The sequence below is a fragment of the Ramlibacter sp. P4_H7 genome (genome assembly GCF_056400765.1).
Map to the genome: position 1 here is coordinate 1 of NZ_JBFUKP010000028.1, position 18262 is coordinate 18262.

The following is an 18262-nucleotide window of genomic DNA, read 5'->3' on the forward strand; positions in this document are numbered from 1 at the left end:
CTTCCATCACGACTTGTGCGGCCGTGCGGTTGCCAAAGAAGCGCTCGAACTGCGCGCGGGTCAGCCGATGCGAGCCAACGAGGCGCCCTTGCGCATCAGCCTCGGCCACCTGGAAAACAGTCTTTGCAAGATCGACGGCGACGGTTGTAGCATCCATGTCGGACTCCTTTCGTTGAAGACCTGATCCCCACGCCAATGAAGACCAGTGCGCCAATCTGGCGCGAAAAACGAGAGGAGTCCATCCCATCAATCGACACGGACGCGGAGCTTGTATCGGTTTAGTGGACACCTTCACCTAACGGAGGTGCACATGCCCAAAGCGGGAAAGCAGAGGATTCAGAACTAGTCCGCCGGTCTTCGCCGACGTTCGACCGCAAATCCGAGCTCCAGTCGAGTTTGACGGCCTGTATCCCATGGGATACACTCCGCGCATGCGCGTGGAGATGACCGAGGTCTACCGAGATTGGATCAACTCCCTCCGAGACAGAGTCGGTCGCGCGCGAATTCAGGTTCGAGTGGATCGGTTGGTCCACGGCAATCCTGGACAACACCGGGCTCTGACGCACGGCGTGTGCGAGCTCAAGATCGATGTGGGGCCGGGGTATCGGGTCTACTACACAGAACGTGCTGGAGTTCTGATCGTTCTTCTTGCCGGAGGCGACAAGTCATCGCAGCAAAAGGACATAGAGACTGCGATCTCACTGGTGAGTGGTCTGAAGGAGTCGTGATGGTCAAGGCAGTAGTGAAGTCGAAGGTGGCCGCGGCCCCGCGAACGAAAACGGTCACATACGACGTTGCGGAGCAACTTCGTACGCCCGAAGAGATGGCAGCGTATTTGGACGCATGGCTTGAGGAAGCGCCCGAGGACGTCGCGGGTATCACACGCGCACTCGGAGACATTGCCCGCGCCAAAGGAATGAGCCAGGTGGCGCGAGATGCTGGGCTGAGCCGCGAGAGCCTCTACAAGGCCCTGAGCGAGGATGGCAATCCAAGCTTCGCCACCGTCCTGAAGGTGGTCCGAGCCCTCGGCGTGAAGTTCCATGCGGAGGCCGCCTAAGTTGCGGTCGACCAGGTCGTTCGGCACGGACGTCCTGCCTGCCGGTTCACTCCAACGTTAGACGCCAAGGAGCCCTCATGACAGTCAAGCGCATGGACAACGTCGGCATCGTGGTGGAAGAACTCGATGCCGCCATCGAGTTCTTCACCGAACTTGGTCTGGAGCTCGAGGGGCGGGCTCCCGTCGAAGGAGACTGGGCTGACGGCGTCACCGGACTGCGCGGCATGCGCGTCGAGATCGCCATGATGCGCACGCCGGACGGTCACAGCCGGCTCGAGTTGTCCTGCTTTCTCGCGCCGCCCGTGGTCGCCGATCACCGAGTCGCCCCAGTGAACGCTCTCGGCTACCTTCGCGTCATGTTCGCCGTGGAGGACATCGACGATACGCTCGTCCGGCTCGGCAAACGCGGCGCGAAGCTCGTCGGCGAAGTCGTGCAGTACGAAAACATGTACCGGCTCTGCTATATCCGTGGTCCCGAAGGAATTCTCATCGGACTCGCCGAACAGCTGGGGCAGCAGGCTTCCCGGGAGGATCCCATGGGACGTGACCGTTGAGAACCCGAGAATTGGCGGCTAAGCCGGCAGGCGCATGACCACCGCTGTTTCCAGTGCCGTGTCCGTCATCTTCGTGATCCTGGCGCTGTGGCACTTGAAGATGGCGCTGTCCACCGGCGCCAGCAGGTCGGGCTCGGAATCAGGGGCAGTACCCAGCCTGGCGGGTCGGCCCTTGTTCGTTCCCTCGCGGACCTCCACCCTGCTGGTTGCAGTGGCCTTGTTCGTCTTTGCAGCCCTGGTCCTGGCGACGGCGGGGCTGCTTCCCGTCGCGGTGCCTCGTCGCGTGCTTTCCTGGTCGTCCGGCTTGCTTGCGTTCGGGCTCCTTGCGCGCGCCATCGGCGATTTCAGGTACGTGGGCTTCTTCAAGCGTGTGCGCGGGTCGAAGTTCGCGCGGCTCGATACGCTGGTGTATTCCCCGCTGTGCCTCCTGTTGGCGCTGGGGGTTGCTTTTGTGGCCTATGCCGACGCCATCTAGGCTGGCTGTCATCATTGTCACGTCGCCCAACCAAGGAACCCACGATGCCGAGTGCCGTCGTCGAGATCCGACGCAGCTATTCACCTGAACACGAGACGTACCTGCTCGAGAGCGTGCACGACGCCATCGTCCGCGGGTTCAAAGTCGCTCCCGCACATCGGAACGTCACGCTCGTCGTTCATCAACCGCATCGCTTCCTGGGTCGCACCGACTGTCGAAGCCCGGAGTGGCTCACCAACGTCAGCATCTATCTTCTGCCCGGCCGCTCCGTCGAGGCGAAGCGCAGCCTCTATCGCTTCATCACGGAGGCGTTCTCAGTCGTCGGCATCCCCCCGGACTGCGTGCTCATTCGCCTCTTCGAACTGCCCGCCGAGAACTTCGGTGTGCGTGGAGGCCAGGCCCTCTGCGACGTCGAGCTGGGCTACCCCGTCGGCGTGTAGCGACTGCGGGCATGGACCACAGCTCCTGGGCAGCCCAGGCGCGGCCTGACCCCCGCGCCCGCTGCAAGGGCCTCAGCGCTTCACCAGGGGACACGCAGAGCGTGCGAGCGGCTGGAAGGCTTCGTCCCCGGGGATGGTGGCGACGACCTTGTAGTAGTCCCACGGATAGCTCGACTCCTGCGGCCGCTTGACCTGCACCAGCAGCATGTCGTGCACCATGCGGCCGTCTTCGCGGATGGTGCCGTTGCGGGCGAAGAAGTCGTTGATCTTCATGCTCTTCATCTTGGCCATCACCGCCGGGGTGGCGTCGGTTCCGGCTTCCTTCACGGCGCGCAGGTAGTGCAGCGTGGACGAATAGTTGGCCGCCTGGATGGCGGTCGGCATCTTCTTCATGCGTTCGAAGAAGCGGCGCGACCACTGGCGGGTCTGCTCGTTCTGGTCCCAGTAGAAGGCTTCGGTGAGCAGCAGGCCCTGCGCGGCCTTCAGGCCGGCGCCATGGATGTCCGTGATGAAGACAGCCAGGCCCGCGAGGTTCTGCTTGGCCGGATCGACGCCGAATTCCTGCGCGGCCTTGATTGCGTTGATCGTGTCGGCCCCGCCGTTGGCCAGGCCGATGATCTTGGCGCCCGAGGCCTTCGCGCTCACGATGAACGAGGAAAAATCGCTGGCACCGAGCGGGTGGCGCACCGACCCCAGCACCTTGCCGCCCGAGGCGTTCACCACCTCGGTCACGTCCTTCTCGCTCTGCTGGCCGAACGCGTAGTCGGCGGTCAGGAAGTACCAGGTGGTGCCGCCCTTCTTCACGATCGCCTTGGCCGTGCCGTTGGCCACCGCGTACGTGTCCCAGGCGTAGTGCACGCTGGTGGCGGTGCAGGCATCGTTGGTGATGCGGGTCGTGCCGGCGCCGTTGACGATCGCGATGCGGTTCTTGTCCTTGGCCACGCCGATGGCCGCGAGCGCGACGGCGGAGTTGGTCAGGTCGGTGATCATGTCGACCTTCTGCACGTCGAACCACTCGCGCACCTTGCTGGCGGCGATGTCGGCCTTGTTCTGGTGGTCCATCTCCAGCACTTCGATCGGCTGGCCCAGCACCTTGCCGCCGAAGTCCTCGACCGCCATCCGCACCGCCATCGCCGAGCCGCGGCCGGACAGGTCGGACAGCGCACCGGTCATGTCGGTCGCGACGCCGATGCGCACCACGCCGTCGGACACGCCCTGCGCGGGCGCGGCCGATGCAAAAAGCAGGCCGAGCGCGGCCGAAAGCACCTTCAGGTGGAATTGCCTCATGTCTTGGTCTCCAGTGTTTTGATTACGGATCGGGGGCGGCTCGCTCAGATCGTGGAGCGGGTCAGTCCGCCGTCGATGCAGATGTTCTGGCCGGTGATGTAGGCCGCCAGGTCCGAGGCGAGGAAGGCGCACAGCGGGCCGAAGTCCTCCGCCGTGCCCAGGCGCCCCATGGGAACGCCCTGCGCCATCTGCGCCTTCACCTGGTCTTCGGGAATGCCCTGGCGCTGGCTGCGGTCGCGGAACACGCGCTGCAGGGCGCCCGTGTCCATCAGCCCCGGCAGCATGCCGTTGACGGTGATGCCGCTGGCGGCCACTTCGCGCGCCAGGGAACCCATGGCGCCGGTGAGCCCCACGCGCAGGCTGTTGGACAGCGCCATGTTGGGATACAGCTCCTTCACGACGAAGGAGGTGATGTTGATGATGCGGCCGAAGCGCTGCGCGCGCATGCGCGGCAGCCAGTGGCGCACGATCTCCAGCGGGCCGATCAGGTTGGTCTCGTAGCCCTGGCGCCATTGCGCGAGCTCGGTTTCCTCGAAGGGCGCCGCCGGCGGGCCGCCGGCGTTGGTGACGATGATGTCGGGCGCGCCGAGGGCATCGACCCCCGCCACCAGCGCGGCGCGTTCCGCGTCGTCGCCGATGTCGCCTGCGACGAAGGCGCCGCGCGGCAACTGCGCCGCGGCGGCCTGGCCGTGCGCGGCGTCGCGGCCATTGACGATCACGCGCGCACCGGCCTCGGCGAGCGCCTGGGCGCAGCCCCAGCCCAGCCCGCGCGTGCCGCCCAGCACCAGGGCCGTCCTGCCTTGCAGTTGGATGCGCATGCGGCGTTCCTAGAACGGGCAGCCCGGTTCGAAGTTGGGCGGGCGCCGCCCGCGCAGCGAGGCGATGCCTTCGTGCACGTCGGGGCCGGCGAAGCCCATGAACTCCAGCGCGAGCGAGGTGTCGAAGTTCGGGCCCGCCATGCGCAGCCAGTTGTTCAGCGCGTACTTGGTCCAGCGGATGGCGGTGGAGGATCCCTTGGCCAGCTGCTCGGCGACCTGGAAGGCGCGCGGCACCAGGTCGGCCTCGTCCACGGTGAGGGACACCAGGCCGATGCGCTCGGCCTCCTCGCCGGACACCGCCTCGCACAGCAGCAGGTAGTACTTGGCCTTGGCCATGCCGCACAGCAGCGGCCAGACGATCGCGGCGTGGTCGCCGGCGGCGACGCCCAGGCGGGTGTGGCCGTCGATGATGCGGGCGGTCTTGCTGGCGATCGAGATGTCGGCCAGCAGTCCGGCGACCAGGCCGGCGCCGACCGCGGGCCCGTGCATCGCGGACACCACCGGCTTGCTGCAGTTGATCACGTTGTAGACCAGGTCGCGCGCCTCGCGCCAGACCCGCGCGCGCACGTGGAAGTCGCGCGCCATCTCCTCCACCAGGCCCAGGTCGCCGCCGGCGGAGAAGCCCTTGCCTTCGCCGCGGATGAGTGCCACGCGCGTGTCCGGGTCCTTGTCGATGTCCAGCCAGATCGTGGACAGCTCGCGGTGCATGCGGTCGTCGGCGGTGGACAGCTTCTTGTTGGCGCTGCGGGCCGCGCCCATCACGATTTCCAGGATGCCGTGGTCGTGCCGCTTCAGTGTCAGGGCTTCATAGTGTGCGTAGCGCTCGTCGTTCATATGCGTTCGGTCCGGAGGATGAAAAAAATGCCGCGCGTCAGATCTTCTTGCGGCCTTGCCAGTACGGCTCCTTGAGCACGTTCTTCTGGATCTTGCCGATGGGGGTCTTGGGGAAGCCCTCGACGAATTTCACGAGGCGCGGGCGCTTCAGGCGGGCAAGCTTCGCCTCGCACTGGGCAACCACCTCCTGCTCGGTGAGCGTGGCGCCCGCCTTGAGCTGCAGGTAGGCGGCCGGCACCTCGCCCCACTTGTCGTCGGGAATGCCGAACACCGCGCATTCCGCCACCTGGGGCAGTTGGTACAGCACGGTCTCGATCTCCTTCGGGTAGACGTTCTCGCCGCCGGAGATCAGCATGTCCTTGGCGCGGTCCACCAGGGTGAGGAAGCCGTCGGCGTCCATGACGCCGATGTCGCCGGACAGGCCCCAGCCGCCGCCCACGCGGAAGAACTCCGCGGTCTGCTGCGGCTCGTCGAAGTAGCACATCATGAGGTTGTCGCCGCGCGAGGCCACCTCGCCCAGTTCGCCGGGCGCCGCGCGGCTGCCATCCGACCGCAGCACCGTCACGTCGATGTTGAACGGCTGGCGGCCGACGCTCCCCAGCTTGGCGGGCAGGCAGGCCGGCGGCAGCGCCGCGATCACGCCCATTTCCGACTGGCCGTAGATCTGCGTGAGTTGCAGCGCGGGCAGGCGACGCATCAGCTCGGTCTGGACCCAGTCCGGCATGGGAGCGCCGGCGAAGGACAGCTTGGTCCAGCTGGAGAGATCCCGGCGACCGAGTTCGGGATGGGTGGCCAGCGCGTTCGCCTGCGTGGGCACCATGAAGGCGGCGGTGATGCGTTCCAGTTCGACCGCGTCGAGGAAGGCGTCGGGCGACCAGGGCGTGACGAACACCGAGGTGGCGCCCACCAGCACGGCCGGCTGGAACATGATGTTCAGCGCCGCCACGTGGAACAGGGGGGTGACGATGCCCACCACGTCCTCGTCGGTGAGCCTTTCCTCGAAGGCCACCGTGTGCGCCGTGATCGCCCGGGCCCGGTGGTTCATCTGCACGCCCTTGGGCCGGCCGGTGGTGCCGCCGGTGTAGGTCATGCAGAAGGCGTCGCGTTCGTCGATCACCAGCTCGGGCGGCGTGGGAGCGCCCTGCGCCAGCAACTGCGCGAACGGCAGGGCATCCACCTGCGGCGCGTTGCCGATGCAGACGAAGCTGGTGATGCCGGGGCAGTCCTTGCGGATCGCCGCCACCTTGTCGGCGAACTGGGCATCGAAGATGAGGACCTGCGTCTTCGACTTGTTCAGCACCCACGCCAGTTCCTCGGGGGCATAGAGCACCGAGATGTTGTTCTGCAGGAAGCCGGAGCGGGCGACGCCGAAGAACACGGTGCCGTACTCCGCCAGGTTGCGCGACAGCATGGAGACCGTCGCGCCCTTGGGCAGGCCCAGCGCGAGCAGCGCGTTCGCCAGGCGGTTGGCGTCCTCGTCGAGGGCGCGGTATGCGATGCGCCGGGCGCCTTCGGGCCCGCGGTAGACGATCGCCGGCTTGTCGGGGAAACGTTCGGCGGAGCGCCGCAGCATGTCGCCTGTCAGCATTGTTTCCGTCCTGCAGAAATGATTTCCGCCAAATGTAAAAATCTCGGAGGCCCGTTGTCAAGCGAGCAAACACCCGGCCGGCCTTCGCTTACAGTGGCGAGCAGCCATGACACCAACCGCATCCAGGAAGAAGAAAACCGATGTGCAGGGCGGCGTGCAGTCGCTGGAGATGGGCCTGGCCCTGATGCTGGTGCTCGCGCACAACCGGCGGCCGATGAAGCTCACGGCCGTGGCGGACCAGGCCCGCGTCTCCCCCGGCAAGGCCCACCGCTACCTGGTGAGCTTCACGCGCGCCGGATTCGTGACCCAGGACCCCGAGACGGGGCTCTACGGCATCGGCCCCGTGGCGCTGGAATTCAGCCTGTCGTGCCTGGCCACCATCGAGCCGATCTCGTTGGCGTCGCGCGAGGCCGAGCGCCTGTGCGCGGAAACCGGCCACACGGTCGCCGTTTCGGTGTGGGGCAGCTTCGGCCCGACCGTCGTGCGCTGGGAGCAGCCCGCGCATCCGGTCATGGTCAACGTCGGCCTGGGTTCCGTGTTTCCCCTGTACCGCTCGGCCACCGGCCGCATCTTCGCCGCCTTCATGCCGCAGGAACTGGTGCGGGACTACGCGGCGCGGGCCGGCCAGGAGGAAGAGGGGAGTTCGGACGACCTGGAGAGCATCGAGCAGGTGCGCCAGCGCGGCATCGCCCGCGCCCAGGGCGACTTCATGCAGGGCATGAGCGCCTTCGCCGCGCCCGTGTTCGACGATCGCGGCCGGCTGGTCCTGAGCCTCACGGTGCTGGGCTACAAGGGCAGCTTCGACCACCGCTGGACCGGCCCCGTGGTGAAGGCCTTGCGCGAGGCGGCGAACGGCCTGTCGCGCACGCTGGGCCACGAGCACGAGCGGCTGGTGAGCGGCGCAGCCTGAACCGTCGGGCGCCGGCTTCAGACCACCTTGATCGAAGCGATGGTGGGGTCGTCCGGGAAGGACAGGTCCATGCCCTGCAGCACCTGCCGGAGCACCGTGGCGATCATCAGGTTGCGGTGGGTCTTGGAGTCGGCGGGCACCACCGTCCACGGCGCCCAGGGCGTGCCGGTCATCGAGATGGCGCGCTCGTAGGCGCGCTGGTATTCATCCCACTTCTTGCGCACCTCGAGGTCGTCGCGCTGGAATTTCCAGCGCCGGGTCGGGTCGTCGATGCGCTGCTGCAGGCGCTTGCGCTGTTCGTCCGAGGAGATGTGCAGCATGAACTTGACCACCGTGGTGCCGGTCTCGGTGAGCATCCGCTCGAAGTCGTTGATCTGCGCATAGCGCTGCAGCAGCTGCTCTTCCGGCAGGCTGCCCAGCACCCACGGCACGAGGACGTCCTCGTAGTGGCTGCGGTTGAAGACGACGATCTCGCCGGCGCGCGGCACCTGGGCATGGATGCGCCAGAGCAAGTCGTGCGCGCGCTCGGTTTCGGTCGGCGCCTTCCATGCGACCGTGCGCACGCCCAGCGGCGTCATTCGGCTGAAGACGCCCCGCAGCGTGCCGTCCTTGCCGCTGGTGTCGGTGCCCTGCAGCACCACCAGCAGCTTGTGCCGCGCGTCGGCGAACAGCAGGTTCTGCAGGCCGTCGAGTTCGACCGCGAGTTCCTCCACCTTCTGTTCGTCCGCCGCTTTCTTGCCGCTGGAACAGGGCTTGTCGCCGGGGTCGATGGCGGAGAGGTCGAACGGCCGGCCGGGGTCGGCGTGCCGATAGCGGTCCTGGGTCTTCGTGCTCGGCCGTTTGTTCTTGCTCATGCCCCATCCTAGGTCAAGGCATGGCCGCGCGGGGACGGTCAGTCCCAGAAGGGGCGGGCCTTCTTCTCCATCCTGCGGCAGGCGCGGGCACAGTCGCGGGCCAGTTCCTCCTCGCGCAGGGTGAGCCAGCCCACCGCAAACCAGGCGCCGGCGTCGTCCGCGGCGCGCGCCTCGAACAGCGCCCGGCCGGCGCAGGCATCCTGGTAGCGCCCCAGTGCGTCCTGCAGCTTCTTCAGCGACCCGACGTACCGGTCCACCTCGCGGCCGCGGAACAGGGGCCGTGTCAGTTCCGCCAGGTAGCGCAGGCGTTTCAGCCGCTTGCGCACGCGGTGCCGCTGCGCCTGGGCGAGAGCCACGAAGCGGCTGCCATCTTCCGCGCACCGGTCATGCAGTTTCGCCAGCCGCTTGCGCACCACCTTGCGCAGGCCCTTGGTCCCCGCAGCAGCCGTCCCGCCCGCGGCCTCCCGCAGCGCTTCGATGCGGGCCAGCAGCTGGAGCCAGGCCGCCTGCACGGCGGGGCCGCGCACGGCTGCGCCTACGTCGGGGAGCTCGGGCTGCCAGGGGAGGGCGGGGCTGCCCTGCGCCGCGAGTTCCCGCTGCAGCTGCGGCAGCAGCGTCGCGCCGTCCCGGTGCGCGCCGAGCGTCGAGAACAGTTCCTCCAGCGTGCCTTCCACCGCCGGGTCCAGGGGCTCCATCCGCGTGTGCTGCCCCAGTTCCCGCAGCGCGGTGCGCAGCCGGCGCAGGCCGACACGCAGCTCGTGAATGTGTTCGTCGCCGCCGGTGCCCGCGGCCAGTTCGCGGGCGTTCCAGAGCGCCTGCTGCATGGCGGCATCGAGGATGGCCGCTGCCAGACCCTGGGCGGTGTCCGCCGGTGGCACCGCACTCGCTTCCTGCGGCGGCCCGCCTGCGTCGCCGTGCGCGAGCCGCCGGCCGGCACCGGATTTCGACAGGGGGTCCAGCCAGAGGCCGTGCTTCTCGCACCAGGTTGCCGCCAGCTCGAACAGCGCGGACGGGTTGCCTTCCTTCAGTTCGAATTCGACCTCCAGCACCAGCAGCGTGTTGCCGCCGGAGCGGATCTCGCCGCGGTCGAAGGCGACCTCGACGGCGCTGCCGGCTGTCTTCATCGTGCGAGCCAGCCGCGTCACGTCGGTCTCGAACGTGGCCTGCAATTCACCCCGAACACCCTTCAGTGCCGCGCGCAACGCAGCACCGACCGCGTGGCCGTCGTGGCGGGCCGGGTCCGGCTGCGCCGTCTCGCCATCGGCGACCGGTGCGTTGTGCTCCAGCCGGTCGAACGCGCTACGGCCGGGGCCCTTGGCCGTCTGCACCCACTGGCCGCCCTCCTGCCGCAGGCGCAGGACCAGCGCCTTATCCGCCAGAGCCTCGTCGGGCGTGTCGAAGTAACGCGCGCGCAGGCGCTGGCTGTCCGCCTTGCCACGCCGCAGGGCCGCCTCGACCTGGTCGGCCTGGTCGGGCGGAACCTGGAACTTGAGCTCGAATTCGGCCATCGGTCTGCGAGTTTCGCGCGATTCGGCGCCGCAGGGGGCCCTGTCACGATCCTGTCATGACGATGCTCAACACTGTCACGTGTACGTCACAATTCCCACATCTCCCCCATGTGCGACGCCGCCGCATCGGTTGTGCCCTTTCTCGATCGCGATCACAGCATCCTCGCCTTCAACGAGCGGGTGCTCGACTGGGCCCAGCGGCCGGGGGTGCCGCTGCTCGAGCGCCTGCGCTTCCTGACCATCGTCTCGTCCAACCTGGACGAATTCTTCGAGGTCCGTGCGGCGGAGCACCTGTCGGCCGCGATTGCCGGCGGGCTGACGGGCACCTACAGCATCCGCAGCTTCGAGAAGATCTCCGCCACCGCCCACCGGCTGGTGGAACGGCAATACGCGCTCTACAACGACGAGCTCATGCCGGCCTTCGCCAGGGAGGGGATCGAGATCGTTTCGCACGGCGACCGCAACGTGCGCCAGAAGGAATGGGTGGAGGAATACTTCGAGCGCGAGGTGCGGCCCTTGCTGGTCCCGGTCGCGCTCGATCCCGCGCACCCCTTTCCGCAGGTCGCCAACAAGTCGCTCAACTTCATCGTGCGGCTGGCCGGCAAGGACGCCTTCGGGCGTGAAAACGAGATCGCGATCGTCAAGGTGCCGCGCGTGCTGCCGCGCCTGATCCCGATGCCGGCCAAGGTGGCGGGCAAGAAGCATCTGCTGGTGTCGCTCTCCAGCGTGATCCGCGCCCACCTGGACCTGCTGTTTCCCGGGCGCAGCGTCGGCGAGTTCTCGCAGTTCCGGCTGACGCGCCACTCGGAACTCGCGGTCGGCGAGGAAGACGTGCGCAACCTGCGCACTGCGCTGCGCCTCGGGCTGCAGCAGCGGCACTACGGCCAGGCCGTGCGGCTGGAAGTCTCCGCCGGTTGTTCGGAATACCTGTCGGATTTCCTGATGGCGCAGTTCGGGCTGCCGCCGGCGGCGCTCTATCGCGTGCACGGGCCGGTCAACCTGGTGCGGCTGCAGCAGATGATCGACCTGGTGGACGCGCCCAAGCTGCTGTTTCCGCCCCATGTCCCCGTGTACCCGCGCGACCTGGTCCCCGGCCGGCCCATCTTCGACCAGCTGAAGAAGCAGGACGTGCTGATCCACCAGCCGTTCGAAAGCTTCGAGGGCGTGCTCGCCTTCCTGCGCGAAGCCGTGCACGACCCGCAGGTTCTGGCGATCAAGCAGACCATCTACCGCACCGGCAAGGACTCGCAGCTGGTGGACCTGCTGCTGGAGGCGGTGAGCCGCGGCAAGGAGGTCACCGTGGTGGTGGAACTCAAGGCCCGCTACGACGAGGAGGCCAACATCAACTGGGCCGAGGCGCTGGAGGCGGTCGGCGCGCAGGTGGTGTACGGCGTGGTCGGCCTCAAGACGCACGCCAAGATGCTGCTGGTGACGCGGCGCGAAGGCGACGCGCTGGTGCGCTATGCCCACCTGTCCACCGGCAACTACAACCTGGGCACCGCGCGGCTGTACACGGACCTGAGCCACCTGACGGCGGACCCGCAGCTGACGGCCGACATCGACCAGGTGTTCGTCCACCTGGCCGGCCAGAGCAAGCTGCCGAAGCTGAACCACGTGTGGCTGGCCCCCATGCTGCTGCAGCGGCGGCTGGTCGAAGAGGTCGACCGGGTCGGCGCCGCGGCCGGTGGCGCCGTGGAGACACGCATCATCCTGAAGATGAACGCGCTGACCGACGAGCCGCTGATGCAGGCGCTGGTGCGTGCCGGCAAGCGCGGCGTGCGCATCGACCTGATCGTGCGGGGGGCCTGCACGCTGCCCGCCGGCGTGCCGGGGCTGAGCGAAAACATCCGCGTGCGCTCGGTGATCGGCCGCTTCCTGGAGCACACGCGGGTGTTCTACTTCCGCGCGGGCGACCAGGAGGAGGTCTATCTCTCCAGCGCCGACTGGATGAACCGGAACATGCTGCGGCGGGTGGAGCTGGCGTGGCCGGTGAAGAACCCGAAGCTGCGCCAGCGCATCGTCGAAGAGTGCCTGCAGCTTTACCTGAATGACAACCGGGACGCCTGGGACCTGCAGCCGGACGGAAGCTACAGGCGCGTCAAGGGCGCGGAAGAGGCGGGTGGACACGGTGCGCAGGCGACCCTGGTGGCCCGCTATGCCGCGGTTGCCGTCGTGGAAGAGGCATGACCATGGACCTGGTCTTCTGGCGGCACGCGGAAGCGGAAGAACAACGCGGGGACCAGGCCGACGTGGACCGCGCACTCACGCCGCGCGGTGAAAAGCAGGCGGCCCGGATGGGCGCATGGCTGGATCGCCACCTGCCGGCGGACACGCTCGTGCTGTGCAGCCCGGCGCTGCGCTGCCAGCAGACGGCGCTTCGGCTCGGTCGCAGCTTCCTGCTGAGCGAGGCGCTGGCCCAGGGTCGACTGCCTGCCGACCTGCTGCGGGCGGCGCAATGGCCGCATGCGAAGCAGCCGGTGATGGTCGTCGGCCACCAGCCGGTGCTGGGCCAGGCGCTCGCGCAACTGCTGGGGATGCAGGGTGGCGAATGCGCGGTCCTGAAAGGCGCGGCCTGGTGGCTGCGCCGGAAAGACCAGGCCGGCGGGCCGCAGACCCTGGTGTGGGCGGTGCGCTCTCCCGACCGGGACTGAAAGCTCAGGTCTTCGCGGGGCGCCCGGTCTTGACGGCGGGGACGGAGCCCACGCAGGCGAGGAAGGCGGCATCGCCCATCGCGGCCAGGGCCTGCACGCCGGCGCGCAGCACCTCGCTCTTCTTCGTGGGACGGCCCAGCTTGGCGGCACGCAGCTTCATCGCCTCCAGCACCGCGTATTCCGCCTTCGGGATGGTGAAGCTGTCACGCACCAGCTTGAGCTTCTTCGCCTTGTCGGCCTTGTCGGCGCCGGCTTCCTGTTGCGGAACCGGGGTGGTCTTCGTGACGGGCTCCGCCACCGTCTTCGCGACGGGCTTCGCAGCGGCCTTGCGCGCCGGTGCGGCCACCGCGCGCGCGCGGGTTGCGGTCTTCACGGGTTTCTTGCCCGGCTTGCCTGCGGCGGGCGCCGCCTTCTTGGTGCTCGTTGCCATGCTCCGGTCCTCTCGGGTTTCTGGGTAAAAACCGTATATACGGTATAAATAGTATAGGCAGCTTTCGTACCCAGCTCAACCGCGTGACAGCGAGGCGGGCAGCGCCAGCGCCGCGTCAGGCGAGGGTGAAGCTCCAGGGCATCTTCTGCCAGGCCACCGCTTCCTCGCGCAGCAGGTGCAGCGATTGCGGATAGGCAGCGGCCCACTTGTCCGGCACCGTGAGCGAGAACGAGCGCCCGGCCAGCGCCAGGCGCAGTCCGCGCAGGTCGGGGTCGCGCCGCGCGTGGCAAAGGATCACGGCCAGCCGCAGGCACGCCAGCTGCTGCACCAGCAGCACGTCGTCGAAATCCGCCTCCAGCTTGCGCAGCTTGCCGCGGTGCCCCAGCACCAGCAGGCCCAGCCGGTGCAGTTCCGCCTGCGAGAAGCCGGCCGCGTCCGCGTTGTCCAGGATGTAGGCGCCGTGCTTGTGCGAGTCGCTGTGCGAGATCAGCGTGCCGATCTCGTGCAGGCGCGCCGCCCAGCCCAGGTCGCGTTCGTTCTGCTGCTGCTCGCCCTCGGGTCCGCCCGGCCGCAGCTGGCGCAGCAGCTTGCAGGCGACGTCCACGACCCTGCGTGCCTGCGCCGCATCGACGGCGAACTGCCGCGACAGGCGTTCGACCGTGGCCGTGCGCACGTCGGTCTCGGCATGCTCGCGATCGAGCAGGTCATAGAGCGCGCCTTGCCGCAGGGCGCCCTGGGCCGGCTGCATGCGATCGAGTCCCAGCACGGAGAACACGGCGCGCAGCACGCTCAGTCCGCCGCCGATGACGGGGCGGCGGTCGTCTTTCAGGCCCGGCAGCCGCACGCGGTCGGCGTTGCGGGCCAGCACCAGTTCCGACAGGAGCCAGTCCAGGCCGGCGCGCGTGATTTCGCCGTTGCCCCGTCCGGACGCGGCCAGCACGTCGGCCACCGCGCCGATGGTGCCCGAGGATCCGTACGCCACTTCCCAGCTGCCGGCCGTGAAGGATCCGAGCGCCTCGTCCAGCACGGCCTGGGCCGCGATCTCGGCGCGCTCGAACGCAGCGGGGCTCAACTGGCCGTCGGGGAAATAGCGCATGGACCATCCCACGCTGCCCACGCGGTAGCTCGCGGTGACGTCGGCGCGGTACTGCTGGCCCAGGATCAGTTCGGTGGAGCGGCCGCCGATGTCGACGACCAGCCGCTTCTCGTCCGATTGCGGCAGCAGGTGGGCCACGCCCTGGTAGATCAGCCGCGCTTCCTCGCGCCCGGAAATCACGTCGATCGGGAAACCGAGGATCGAACGCGCACGGATCAGGAACACCTCGCGATTGCGCGCCTCGCGCAAGGTCTGCGTCGCCACCGCGCGCACCTGGCCGGGCTTGAAGCCGGAGAGCCGCTCGGCAAAACGCGCCAGGCAGGCCCAGCCCCGTTCCATCGCTTCCATGCGGAGATTGCGGTCCTCGTCCAGGCCGTTGCCCTGGCGCACCGTTTCCTTGAGGTATTCAACCCGGCGGATCTGCCCGTGGTCCAGCCGCCCGATTTCCAGGCGGAAGCTGTTGGAGCCGAGATCGACGGCAGCGAGCAGGGAACCGTTTTGCATGCGGGGGTGGGTGGTCGGCCCAGCATAGCACCGGCGATCTTCAGTCGAGGCAGCGATGGGGGCCGAAGCTACATCGCCGCCGTGACCGCGTCATGACAACGCTCAGGTCTTCTTGCGGCCGATGTCGCGCCAGCTGGTTTCGTGCAGCTCGACGTTGAATTTCTTCGCGGCGCCCTGGATGCGCTTCCACGCGGCATCGCGCTCGGCATCGGTGACGCCTTCCACCTGGTTGAAGCGGGCCACCGCGTTGCGGACATGGCTCGCGTTTTCCAGCGGTTCCTTGCGCTGCTTCTCGAACGCGAACTGGGACTCGGCAAGGCTGTCGCGGTCCTTTTCGTTCAGCTTGGTCATCGCTCTCTCCTGAATGCGGGGCACGGACTGCCCCAGCACCAGATTGGAGATCTCGCGGCCAGGACCCACGACGGCGATCCCGCGATTTCGGGTGGCTCCGGTCCTACACCGCAGCCCTTGCTGTCCAGCGGGTCGACCGCATGCGAGCCGGTCGCATGGCGCCGCTGCGCGACCCCCGTCGCGCCTTCTTGCTACCGCGAACCTTGTACGGCGCTGATGAGGTTGTAGCCCTCGAGGTACCCGCCTAGGCTGCAGGCCCATTCGCAGCAGAGGAGTCCGTCATGCATACCTTCACCGCACTGGTTTTGTGCGCCACGCTCGCTGGCTTGGCGGGCTGCATCACGGACGCCGCGGAAGCCGTCGACACCCATCCGGTGGCGTCGTCGCCGCAGCCGCTTGCAGGACAAGAGATCTCCACGATGTTCTCGGACGAGAAGGCGCGAGCCACCACGTCGGACCTGCCCGGACAGTTCTGATCTGCATGGCCGGCGTGTCGGCAACGGCCCACAGAGGGTTGCGCCGCTCGACCGACACTCGGCCAAAGCGCTCCGCCGCTACAAAGGAGCTCCCCAGTTCCGTTGCAGTGAAAGGAGACAGACCATGCCACGCGGAGACAAGTCGTCCTACTCCGACAAGCAGAAACGCAAGGCCGAGCACATCGAGGAGAGCTACGAAAGTCGCGGCACCTCCAAGGGCGAAGCGGAGCGCCGTGCCTGGGCCACCGTCAACAAGGAAAGCCACGGCGGCGAGAAGAGCGGCTCGGGCCGCGGCCGGGCGTCCAACAAGAGCTCGTCGACCCAGGGCGGACACGCCGGCGCTGCGGCGCAGTCGCATGCCAAGCGCTCCGCCGCTGCCAAGAAGGCGGCCGCCACGCGCAAGCGCAACGCGTCGAAGTAAGGAGTTCGCGGCCGTTGGCCGCGTGGCCGCTGCCGGCGAGGGGCGGCCGCTTGCGGCGGTGTGCCGCACCGGAGCGTGCCGCACAATGGCGTCACGTCACGGTGCGGAGACTGCCAATGACCCCGACCATCACCGCGTTCAAACAGTCGCCGGATCGCGGCCGGGGGCTCGCGCGCGACATGCGGGTGCGCTGGGCGCTGGAAGAGGTGGGCCAGCCCTGTGACGTTCACCTCGTTTCGTTCCAGGAGATGAAGCAACCCGCCTACCGTGCGCTGCATCCCTTCGGCCAGATCCCCACCTACCGGGAAGGTGACCTCGTCCTGTTCGAGTCGGGGGCGATCGTGCTGCACATCGCAGAACGGCATGGGGGCTTGCTGCCGGCGGATGCCGATGCGCGGGCGCGCGCGATCATGTGGATGTTCTCCGCGCTCAACACGGTGGAGGCGCCGATCGTCGAGCGCGAGGCCGCCGTGCTGCTGGAGCGCGACAAGCCCTGGGCCGCGCAGCGGCAACCCATGCTCGACGAGCGCGTCCGGGGGCGGCTGCGTGAACTCTCCAATCGGCTCGGCGATGCCGACTGGCTGGACGGTGCCTTCAGCGCCGGTGACCTGCTGATGGTGACGGTGCTGCGCCGGCTGGGTGGATCGCCCCTGTTGGCCGAGCATTCGAATCTGTGCGCCTACGTCGCGCGCGGCGAGGCGAGGCCGGCGTACCAGCGGGCGTTCGCGGCGCAACTGGCGGTGTTCACGGACGGGGCCGCGACGGGTTGACGTGGCCGCTTGCCCCCGGCCCGTAAGCGCCGATCTTGATGAACGCCAAGTCGAACGGACCGAGCCGCGCGCCGATCTCCTTGAATAGCTTTGCCTGCTGCAGCTGCGACCCGCGTGGACCGCGACGTATCATCCGCGGATGCCCGCGTCCTCATTCGCCCGCCGCGTCGCGGCCCTGCTGCTGGTGGCGTCGCTGCTCGGCGCCTGTTCCACCACGCCTTCTGCCGTCGGCTCCGCCGCGTCCCGGCCGATCCCGGTCAAGGTGTTCGTGGCGGCCATGTTCGAGATCGGCCAGAACACCGGTGACCGCGCCGGCGAGTTCCAGCACTGGTACGAGCGCTACTGGCGCAACGCCACGCCCATCACCGTGCCCGGTGCGATGGGCCCGGTGTATTGCAATGCCGACGGCGTGTGCGGCGCGGTCCTGGGCATGGGCAAGGTCAACTCCTCCTCGTCGATGCAGGCCATCCTGGTGCATCCGGGGTTCGATTTCTCGCAGGCCTACTACGTGATCTCCGGCGTCGCCGGGACTCCCCCATCGCGCGGCACCATCGGCGAGGTGGTGTGGGCGACGTGGCTGGTGGACTACGACCTGGGCCATCGCTGGGCGCCGGAGGAGAACAAGCCCGGCGAGCCGACCTTCATGCCGCGCAAGGGCTACGAGGCCTATCGCGTCTTCCGCCTCAATCCCACCCTGGTCGGCTGGGCCATGCAGTTGTCGGCGGACACGCCCTTGAAGGACTCCGAGCCGGCGCGCAAGTACCGGCAGCGCTATCCCGATGCGGCCGCGCGGCGCGCGCCCTTCGTGGGCACGGGCACGCACATGACCGGCGACACCTTCTTCCATGGGCCCGGCATGTCGAAGCAGGCGCAGTACATCGCCAAGCTGTATGGCGCGGACGACTACGTGATCACGGAGATGGAAGCGGCGGCGATCACGCTGGTGATCAAGCGCACGCACGGCACCGACCGCGTCATGAGCCTGCGCGGCGCGGTGAACTTCGACCAGGGCAACCCGAGCGAGACCACGCTGCAGCACCTGGATCCCGCGCCGGGCGAAACGGCCGGCGGCTTCGCCGAGACGGTGGAGAACATCGAACTGGTGGGTTCGCGCGTCGTCGACCACATCGTGGGCCACTGGCCACAGTGGAAGGACGGCGTTCCCGCGCGCTGACATCGGTCGCCCTCCAGCCTGGCCGCGGCCAGGGCCGGGGTCTGCCGACCTGTGCTTCCAGGCA

General features: G+C 68.1%; 21 protein-coding genes. 12 read left to right on the forward strand and 9 right to left on the reverse strand.

All coding sequences use genetic code 11. The annotated features are described in order from the left end of the window. Window positions 1–431: 431 nt before the first annotated feature. From AC1DSA_RS24440 to AC1DSA_RS24460, 5 genes are all read left to right on the forward strand, one after another. Window positions 432–728, forward strand: a complete 297-nt coding sequence (locus AC1DSA_RS24440) for a type II toxin-antitoxin system RelE/ParE family toxin (RefSeq protein ID WP_477893537.1) — start codon at window positions 432–434, stop codon at window positions 726–728. After that, window positions 728–1057 carry an addiction module antidote protein gene (locus tag AC1DSA_RS24445; protein ID WP_477893539.1) on the forward strand — a complete coding sequence of 110 codons (330 nt, stop codon included), beginning with the start codon at window positions 728–730 and terminating at the stop codon, window positions 1055–1057. Before AC1DSA_RS24440 ends, AC1DSA_RS24445 begins: the two co-directional genes overlap by 1 nt. A 77-nt stretch (window positions 1058–1134) precedes the next feature. Continuing rightward, a complete protein-coding gene (locus tag AC1DSA_RS24450; protein ID WP_477893541.1) occupies window positions 1135–1611 on the forward strand; it encodes a VOC family protein in 477 nt (158 codons plus the stop codon). Window positions 1612–1645: 34 nt separating this feature from the next. Further along, window positions 1646–2086: a DUF3995 domain-containing protein gene (locus tag AC1DSA_RS24455; RefSeq protein ID WP_477893543.1), complete on the forward strand. Its 441-nt coding sequence runs from the start codon at window positions 1646–1648 to the stop codon at window positions 2084–2086. A 44-nt stretch (window positions 2087–2130) separates the two neighbouring features. After that, entirely contained in the window at window positions 2131–2526 is a 396-nt protein-coding gene (locus AC1DSA_RS24460) for a tautomerase family protein (protein ID WP_477893545.1), read from the forward strand. Between the two features lie 72 nt (window positions 2527–2598). On the opposite strand, the gene AC1DSA_RS24465 is transcribed toward AC1DSA_RS24460, so the two are convergent. From AC1DSA_RS24465 to AC1DSA_RS24480, 4 genes are read right to left on the reverse strand one after another with little or no spacing between them, the layout of a single operon-like run. Then, a complete protein-coding gene (locus tag AC1DSA_RS24465) occupies window positions 2599–3813 on the reverse strand; it encodes an ABC transporter substrate-binding protein (RefSeq protein ID WP_477893547.1) in 1215 nt (404 codons plus the stop codon). A gap of 44 nt (window positions 3814–3857) precedes the next feature. Then, entirely contained in the window at window positions 3858–4631 is a 774-nt protein-coding gene (locus tag AC1DSA_RS24470) for an SDR family oxidoreductase (protein WP_477893549.1), read from the reverse strand. Between the two features lie 9 nt (window positions 4632–4640). Beyond that, entirely contained in the window at window positions 4641–5465 is an 825-nt protein-coding gene (locus tag AC1DSA_RS24475) for an enoyl-CoA hydratase/isomerase family protein (RefSeq protein WP_477893551.1), read from the reverse strand. Between the two features lie 37 nt (window positions 5466–5502). Next, complete coding sequence (locus AC1DSA_RS24480; RefSeq protein WP_477893553.1) at window positions 5503–7053, reverse strand: AMP-binding protein; 1551 nt, start codon at window positions 7051–7053, stop codon at window positions 5503–5505. A 106-nt stretch (window positions 7054–7159) separates the two neighbouring features. On the opposite strand from AC1DSA_RS24480, the gene AC1DSA_RS24485 reads away from it, so the two are divergent. After that, window positions 7160–7963 (forward strand): IclR family transcriptional regulator, encoded by an 804-nt coding sequence (locus AC1DSA_RS24485; RefSeq protein WP_477893555.1) that lies wholly within the window; start codon window positions 7160–7162, stop codon window positions 7961–7963. A gap of 17 nt (window positions 7964–7980) precedes the next feature. On the opposite strand, the gene AC1DSA_RS24490 is transcribed toward AC1DSA_RS24485, so the two are convergent. Beyond that, on the reverse strand, window positions 7981–8817 hold the full coding sequence (locus AC1DSA_RS24490) for a PPK2 family polyphosphate kinase (RefSeq protein ID WP_477893557.1): 837 nt from the start codon (window positions 8815–8817) through the stop codon (window positions 7981–7983). 38 nt (window positions 8818–8855) lie between these two features. Continuing rightward, the gene (locus AC1DSA_RS24495; RefSeq protein ID WP_477893559.1) at window positions 8856–10325 is read right to left on the reverse strand and encodes a CYTH and CHAD domain-containing protein; all 1470 of its coding nucleotides are present in this window, start codon (window positions 10323–10325) and stop codon (window positions 8856–8858) included. A gap of 108 nt (window positions 10326–10433) precedes the next feature. Between AC1DSA_RS24495 and ppk1 the strand changes: the two genes are divergently transcribed. Next, the gene (gene ppk1 / locus AC1DSA_RS24500; protein ID WP_477893561.1) at window positions 10434–12512 is read left to right on the forward strand and encodes a polyphosphate kinase 1; all 2079 of its coding nucleotides are present in this window, start codon (window positions 10434–10436) and stop codon (window positions 12510–12512) included. A 2-nt stretch (window positions 12513–12514) separates the two neighbouring features. Then, entirely contained in the window at window positions 12515–12976 is a 462-nt protein-coding gene (locus AC1DSA_RS24505) for a SixA phosphatase family protein (RefSeq protein WP_477893631.1), read from the forward strand. Window positions 12977–12980: 4 nt separating this feature from the next. Here AC1DSA_RS24505 and AC1DSA_RS24510 read toward each other — a convergent pair whose 3' ends face one another. The 3 genes from AC1DSA_RS24510 to AC1DSA_RS24520 all read right to left on the reverse strand — a co-directional run bounded on the left by AC1DSA_RS24510 (window position 12981) and on the right by AC1DSA_RS24520 (window position 15357). Beyond that, window positions 12981–13406 carry a hypothetical protein gene (locus AC1DSA_RS24510; RefSeq protein ID WP_477893563.1) on the reverse strand — a complete coding sequence of 142 codons (426 nt, stop codon included), beginning with the start codon at window positions 13404–13406 and terminating at the stop codon, window positions 12981–12983. 115 nt (window positions 13407–13521) lie between these two features. Next, a complete protein-coding gene (locus AC1DSA_RS24515; protein ID WP_477893565.1) occupies window positions 13522–15006 on the reverse strand; it encodes a Ppx/GppA phosphatase family protein in 1485 nt (494 codons plus the stop codon). Between the two features lie 102 nt (window positions 15007–15108). After that, window positions 15109–15357, reverse strand: a complete 249-nt coding sequence (locus AC1DSA_RS24520; RefSeq protein ID WP_477893567.1) for a DUF6582 domain-containing protein — start codon at window positions 15355–15357, stop codon at window positions 15109–15111. Between the two features lie 281 nt (window positions 15358–15638). Here AC1DSA_RS24520 and AC1DSA_RS24525 point away from each other — a divergent pair, with 281 nt between their 5' ends. The 4 genes from AC1DSA_RS24525 (at window position 15639) to AC1DSA_RS24540 (ending at window position 18198) form a co-directional block, all read left to right on the forward strand. Then, on the forward strand, window positions 15639–15833 hold the full coding sequence (locus tag AC1DSA_RS24525) for a hypothetical protein (protein WP_477893569.1): 195 nt from the start codon (window positions 15639–15641) through the stop codon (window positions 15831–15833). Window positions 15834–15957: 124 nt separating this feature from the next. Beyond that, the gene (locus AC1DSA_RS24530; protein WP_477893571.1) at window positions 15958–16254 is read left to right on the forward strand and encodes a plasmid stabilization protein; all 297 of its coding nucleotides are present in this window, start codon (window positions 15958–15960) and stop codon (window positions 16252–16254) included. Between the two features lie 116 nt (window positions 16255–16370). Further along, window positions 16371–17024, forward strand: coding sequence for a glutathione S-transferase family protein (locus AC1DSA_RS24535; RefSeq protein ID WP_477893573.1), 654 nt, complete (start codon window positions 16371–16373; stop codon window positions 17022–17024). Between the two features lie 139 nt (window positions 17025–17163). Next, window positions 17164–18198 (forward strand): purine-nucleoside phosphorylase, encoded by a 1035-nt coding sequence (locus AC1DSA_RS24540; protein WP_477893575.1) that lies wholly within the window; start codon window positions 17164–17166, stop codon window positions 18196–18198. The last annotated feature ends 64 nt before the right edge of the window (window positions 18199–18262 follow it).

What these genes read in the sequence shown, in the direction of transcription:
- AC1DSA_RS24440 (WP_477893537.1), top strand. Translation starts at nt 432, where the DNA reads ATGCGCGTGGAGATGACCGAGGTCTACCGAGATTGGATCAACTCCCTC.
- AC1DSA_RS24495 (WP_477893559.1), bottom strand. Translation starts at nt 10,325, where the DNA reads ATGGCCGAATTCGAGCTCAAGTTCCAGGTTCCGCCCGACCAGGCCGAC.
- AC1DSA_RS24535 (WP_477893573.1), top strand. Translation starts at nt 16,371, where the DNA reads ATGACCCCGACCATCACCGCGTTCAAACAGTCGCCGGATCGCGGCCGG.
- AC1DSA_RS24525 (WP_477893569.1), top strand. Translation starts at nt 15,639, where the DNA reads ATGCATACCTTCACCGCACTGGTTTTGTGCGCCACGCTCGCTGGCTTG.
- AC1DSA_RS24520 (WP_477893567.1), bottom strand. Translation starts at nt 15,357, where the DNA reads ATGACCAAGCTGAACGAAAAGGACCGCGACAGCCTTGCCGAGTCCCAG.
- AC1DSA_RS24490 (WP_477893557.1), bottom strand. Translation starts at nt 8,817, where the DNA reads ATGAGCAAGAACAAACGGCCGAGCACGAAGACCCAGGACCGCTATCGG.
- AC1DSA_RS24455 (WP_477893543.1), top strand. Translation starts at nt 1,646, where the DNA reads ATGACCACCGCTGTTTCCAGTGCCGTGTCCGTCATCTTCGTGATCCTG.
- AC1DSA_RS24460 (WP_477893545.1), top strand. Translation starts at nt 2,131, where the DNA reads ATGCCGAGTGCCGTCGTCGAGATCCGACGCAGCTATTCACCTGAACAC.
- AC1DSA_RS24510 (WP_477893563.1), bottom strand. Translation starts at nt 13,406, where the DNA reads ATGGCAACGAGCACCAAGAAGGCGGCGCCCGCCGCAGGCAAGCCGGGC.
- AC1DSA_RS24515 (WP_477893565.1), bottom strand. Translation starts at nt 15,006, where the DNA reads ATGCAAAACGGTTCCCTGCTCGCTGCCGTCGATCTCGGCTCCAACAGC.
- AC1DSA_RS24540 (WP_477893575.1), top strand. Translation starts at nt 17,164, where the DNA reads ATGCCCGCGTCCTCATTCGCCCGCCGCGTCGCGGCCCTGCTGCTGGTG.
- AC1DSA_RS24480 (WP_477893553.1), bottom strand. Translation starts at nt 7,053, where the DNA reads ATGCTGACAGGCGACATGCTGCGGCGCTCCGCCGAACGTTTCCCCGAC.
- AC1DSA_RS24530 (WP_477893571.1), top strand. Translation starts at nt 15,958, where the DNA reads ATGCCACGCGGAGACAAGTCGTCCTACTCCGACAAGCAGAAACGCAAG.
- AC1DSA_RS24465 (WP_477893547.1), bottom strand. Translation starts at nt 3,813, where the DNA reads ATGAGGCAATTCCACCTGAAGGTGCTTTCGGCCGCGCTCGGCCTGCTT.
- AC1DSA_RS24450 (WP_477893541.1), top strand. Translation starts at nt 1,135, where the DNA reads ATGACAGTCAAGCGCATGGACAACGTCGGCATCGTGGTGGAAGAACTC.
- AC1DSA_RS24470 (WP_477893549.1), bottom strand. Translation starts at nt 4,631, where the DNA reads ATGCGCATCCAACTGCAAGGCAGGACGGCCCTGGTGCTGGGCGGCACG.
- AC1DSA_RS24475 (WP_477893551.1), bottom strand. Translation starts at nt 5,465, where the DNA reads ATGAACGACGAGCGCTACGCACACTATGAAGCCCTGACACTGAAGCGG.
- ppk1 (WP_477893561.1), top strand. Translation starts at nt 10,434, where the DNA reads ATGTGCGACGCCGCCGCATCGGTTGTGCCCTTTCTCGATCGCGATCAC.
- AC1DSA_RS24485 (WP_477893555.1), top strand. Translation starts at nt 7,160, where the DNA reads ATGACACCAACCGCATCCAGGAAGAAGAAAACCGATGTGCAGGGCGGC.
- AC1DSA_RS24505 (WP_477893631.1), top strand. Translation starts at nt 12,515, where the DNA reads ATGGACCTGGTCTTCTGGCGGCACGCGGAAGCGGAAGAACAACGCGGG.
- AC1DSA_RS24445 (WP_477893539.1), top strand. Translation starts at nt 728, where the DNA reads ATGGTCAAGGCAGTAGTGAAGTCGAAGGTGGCCGCGGCCCCGCGAACG.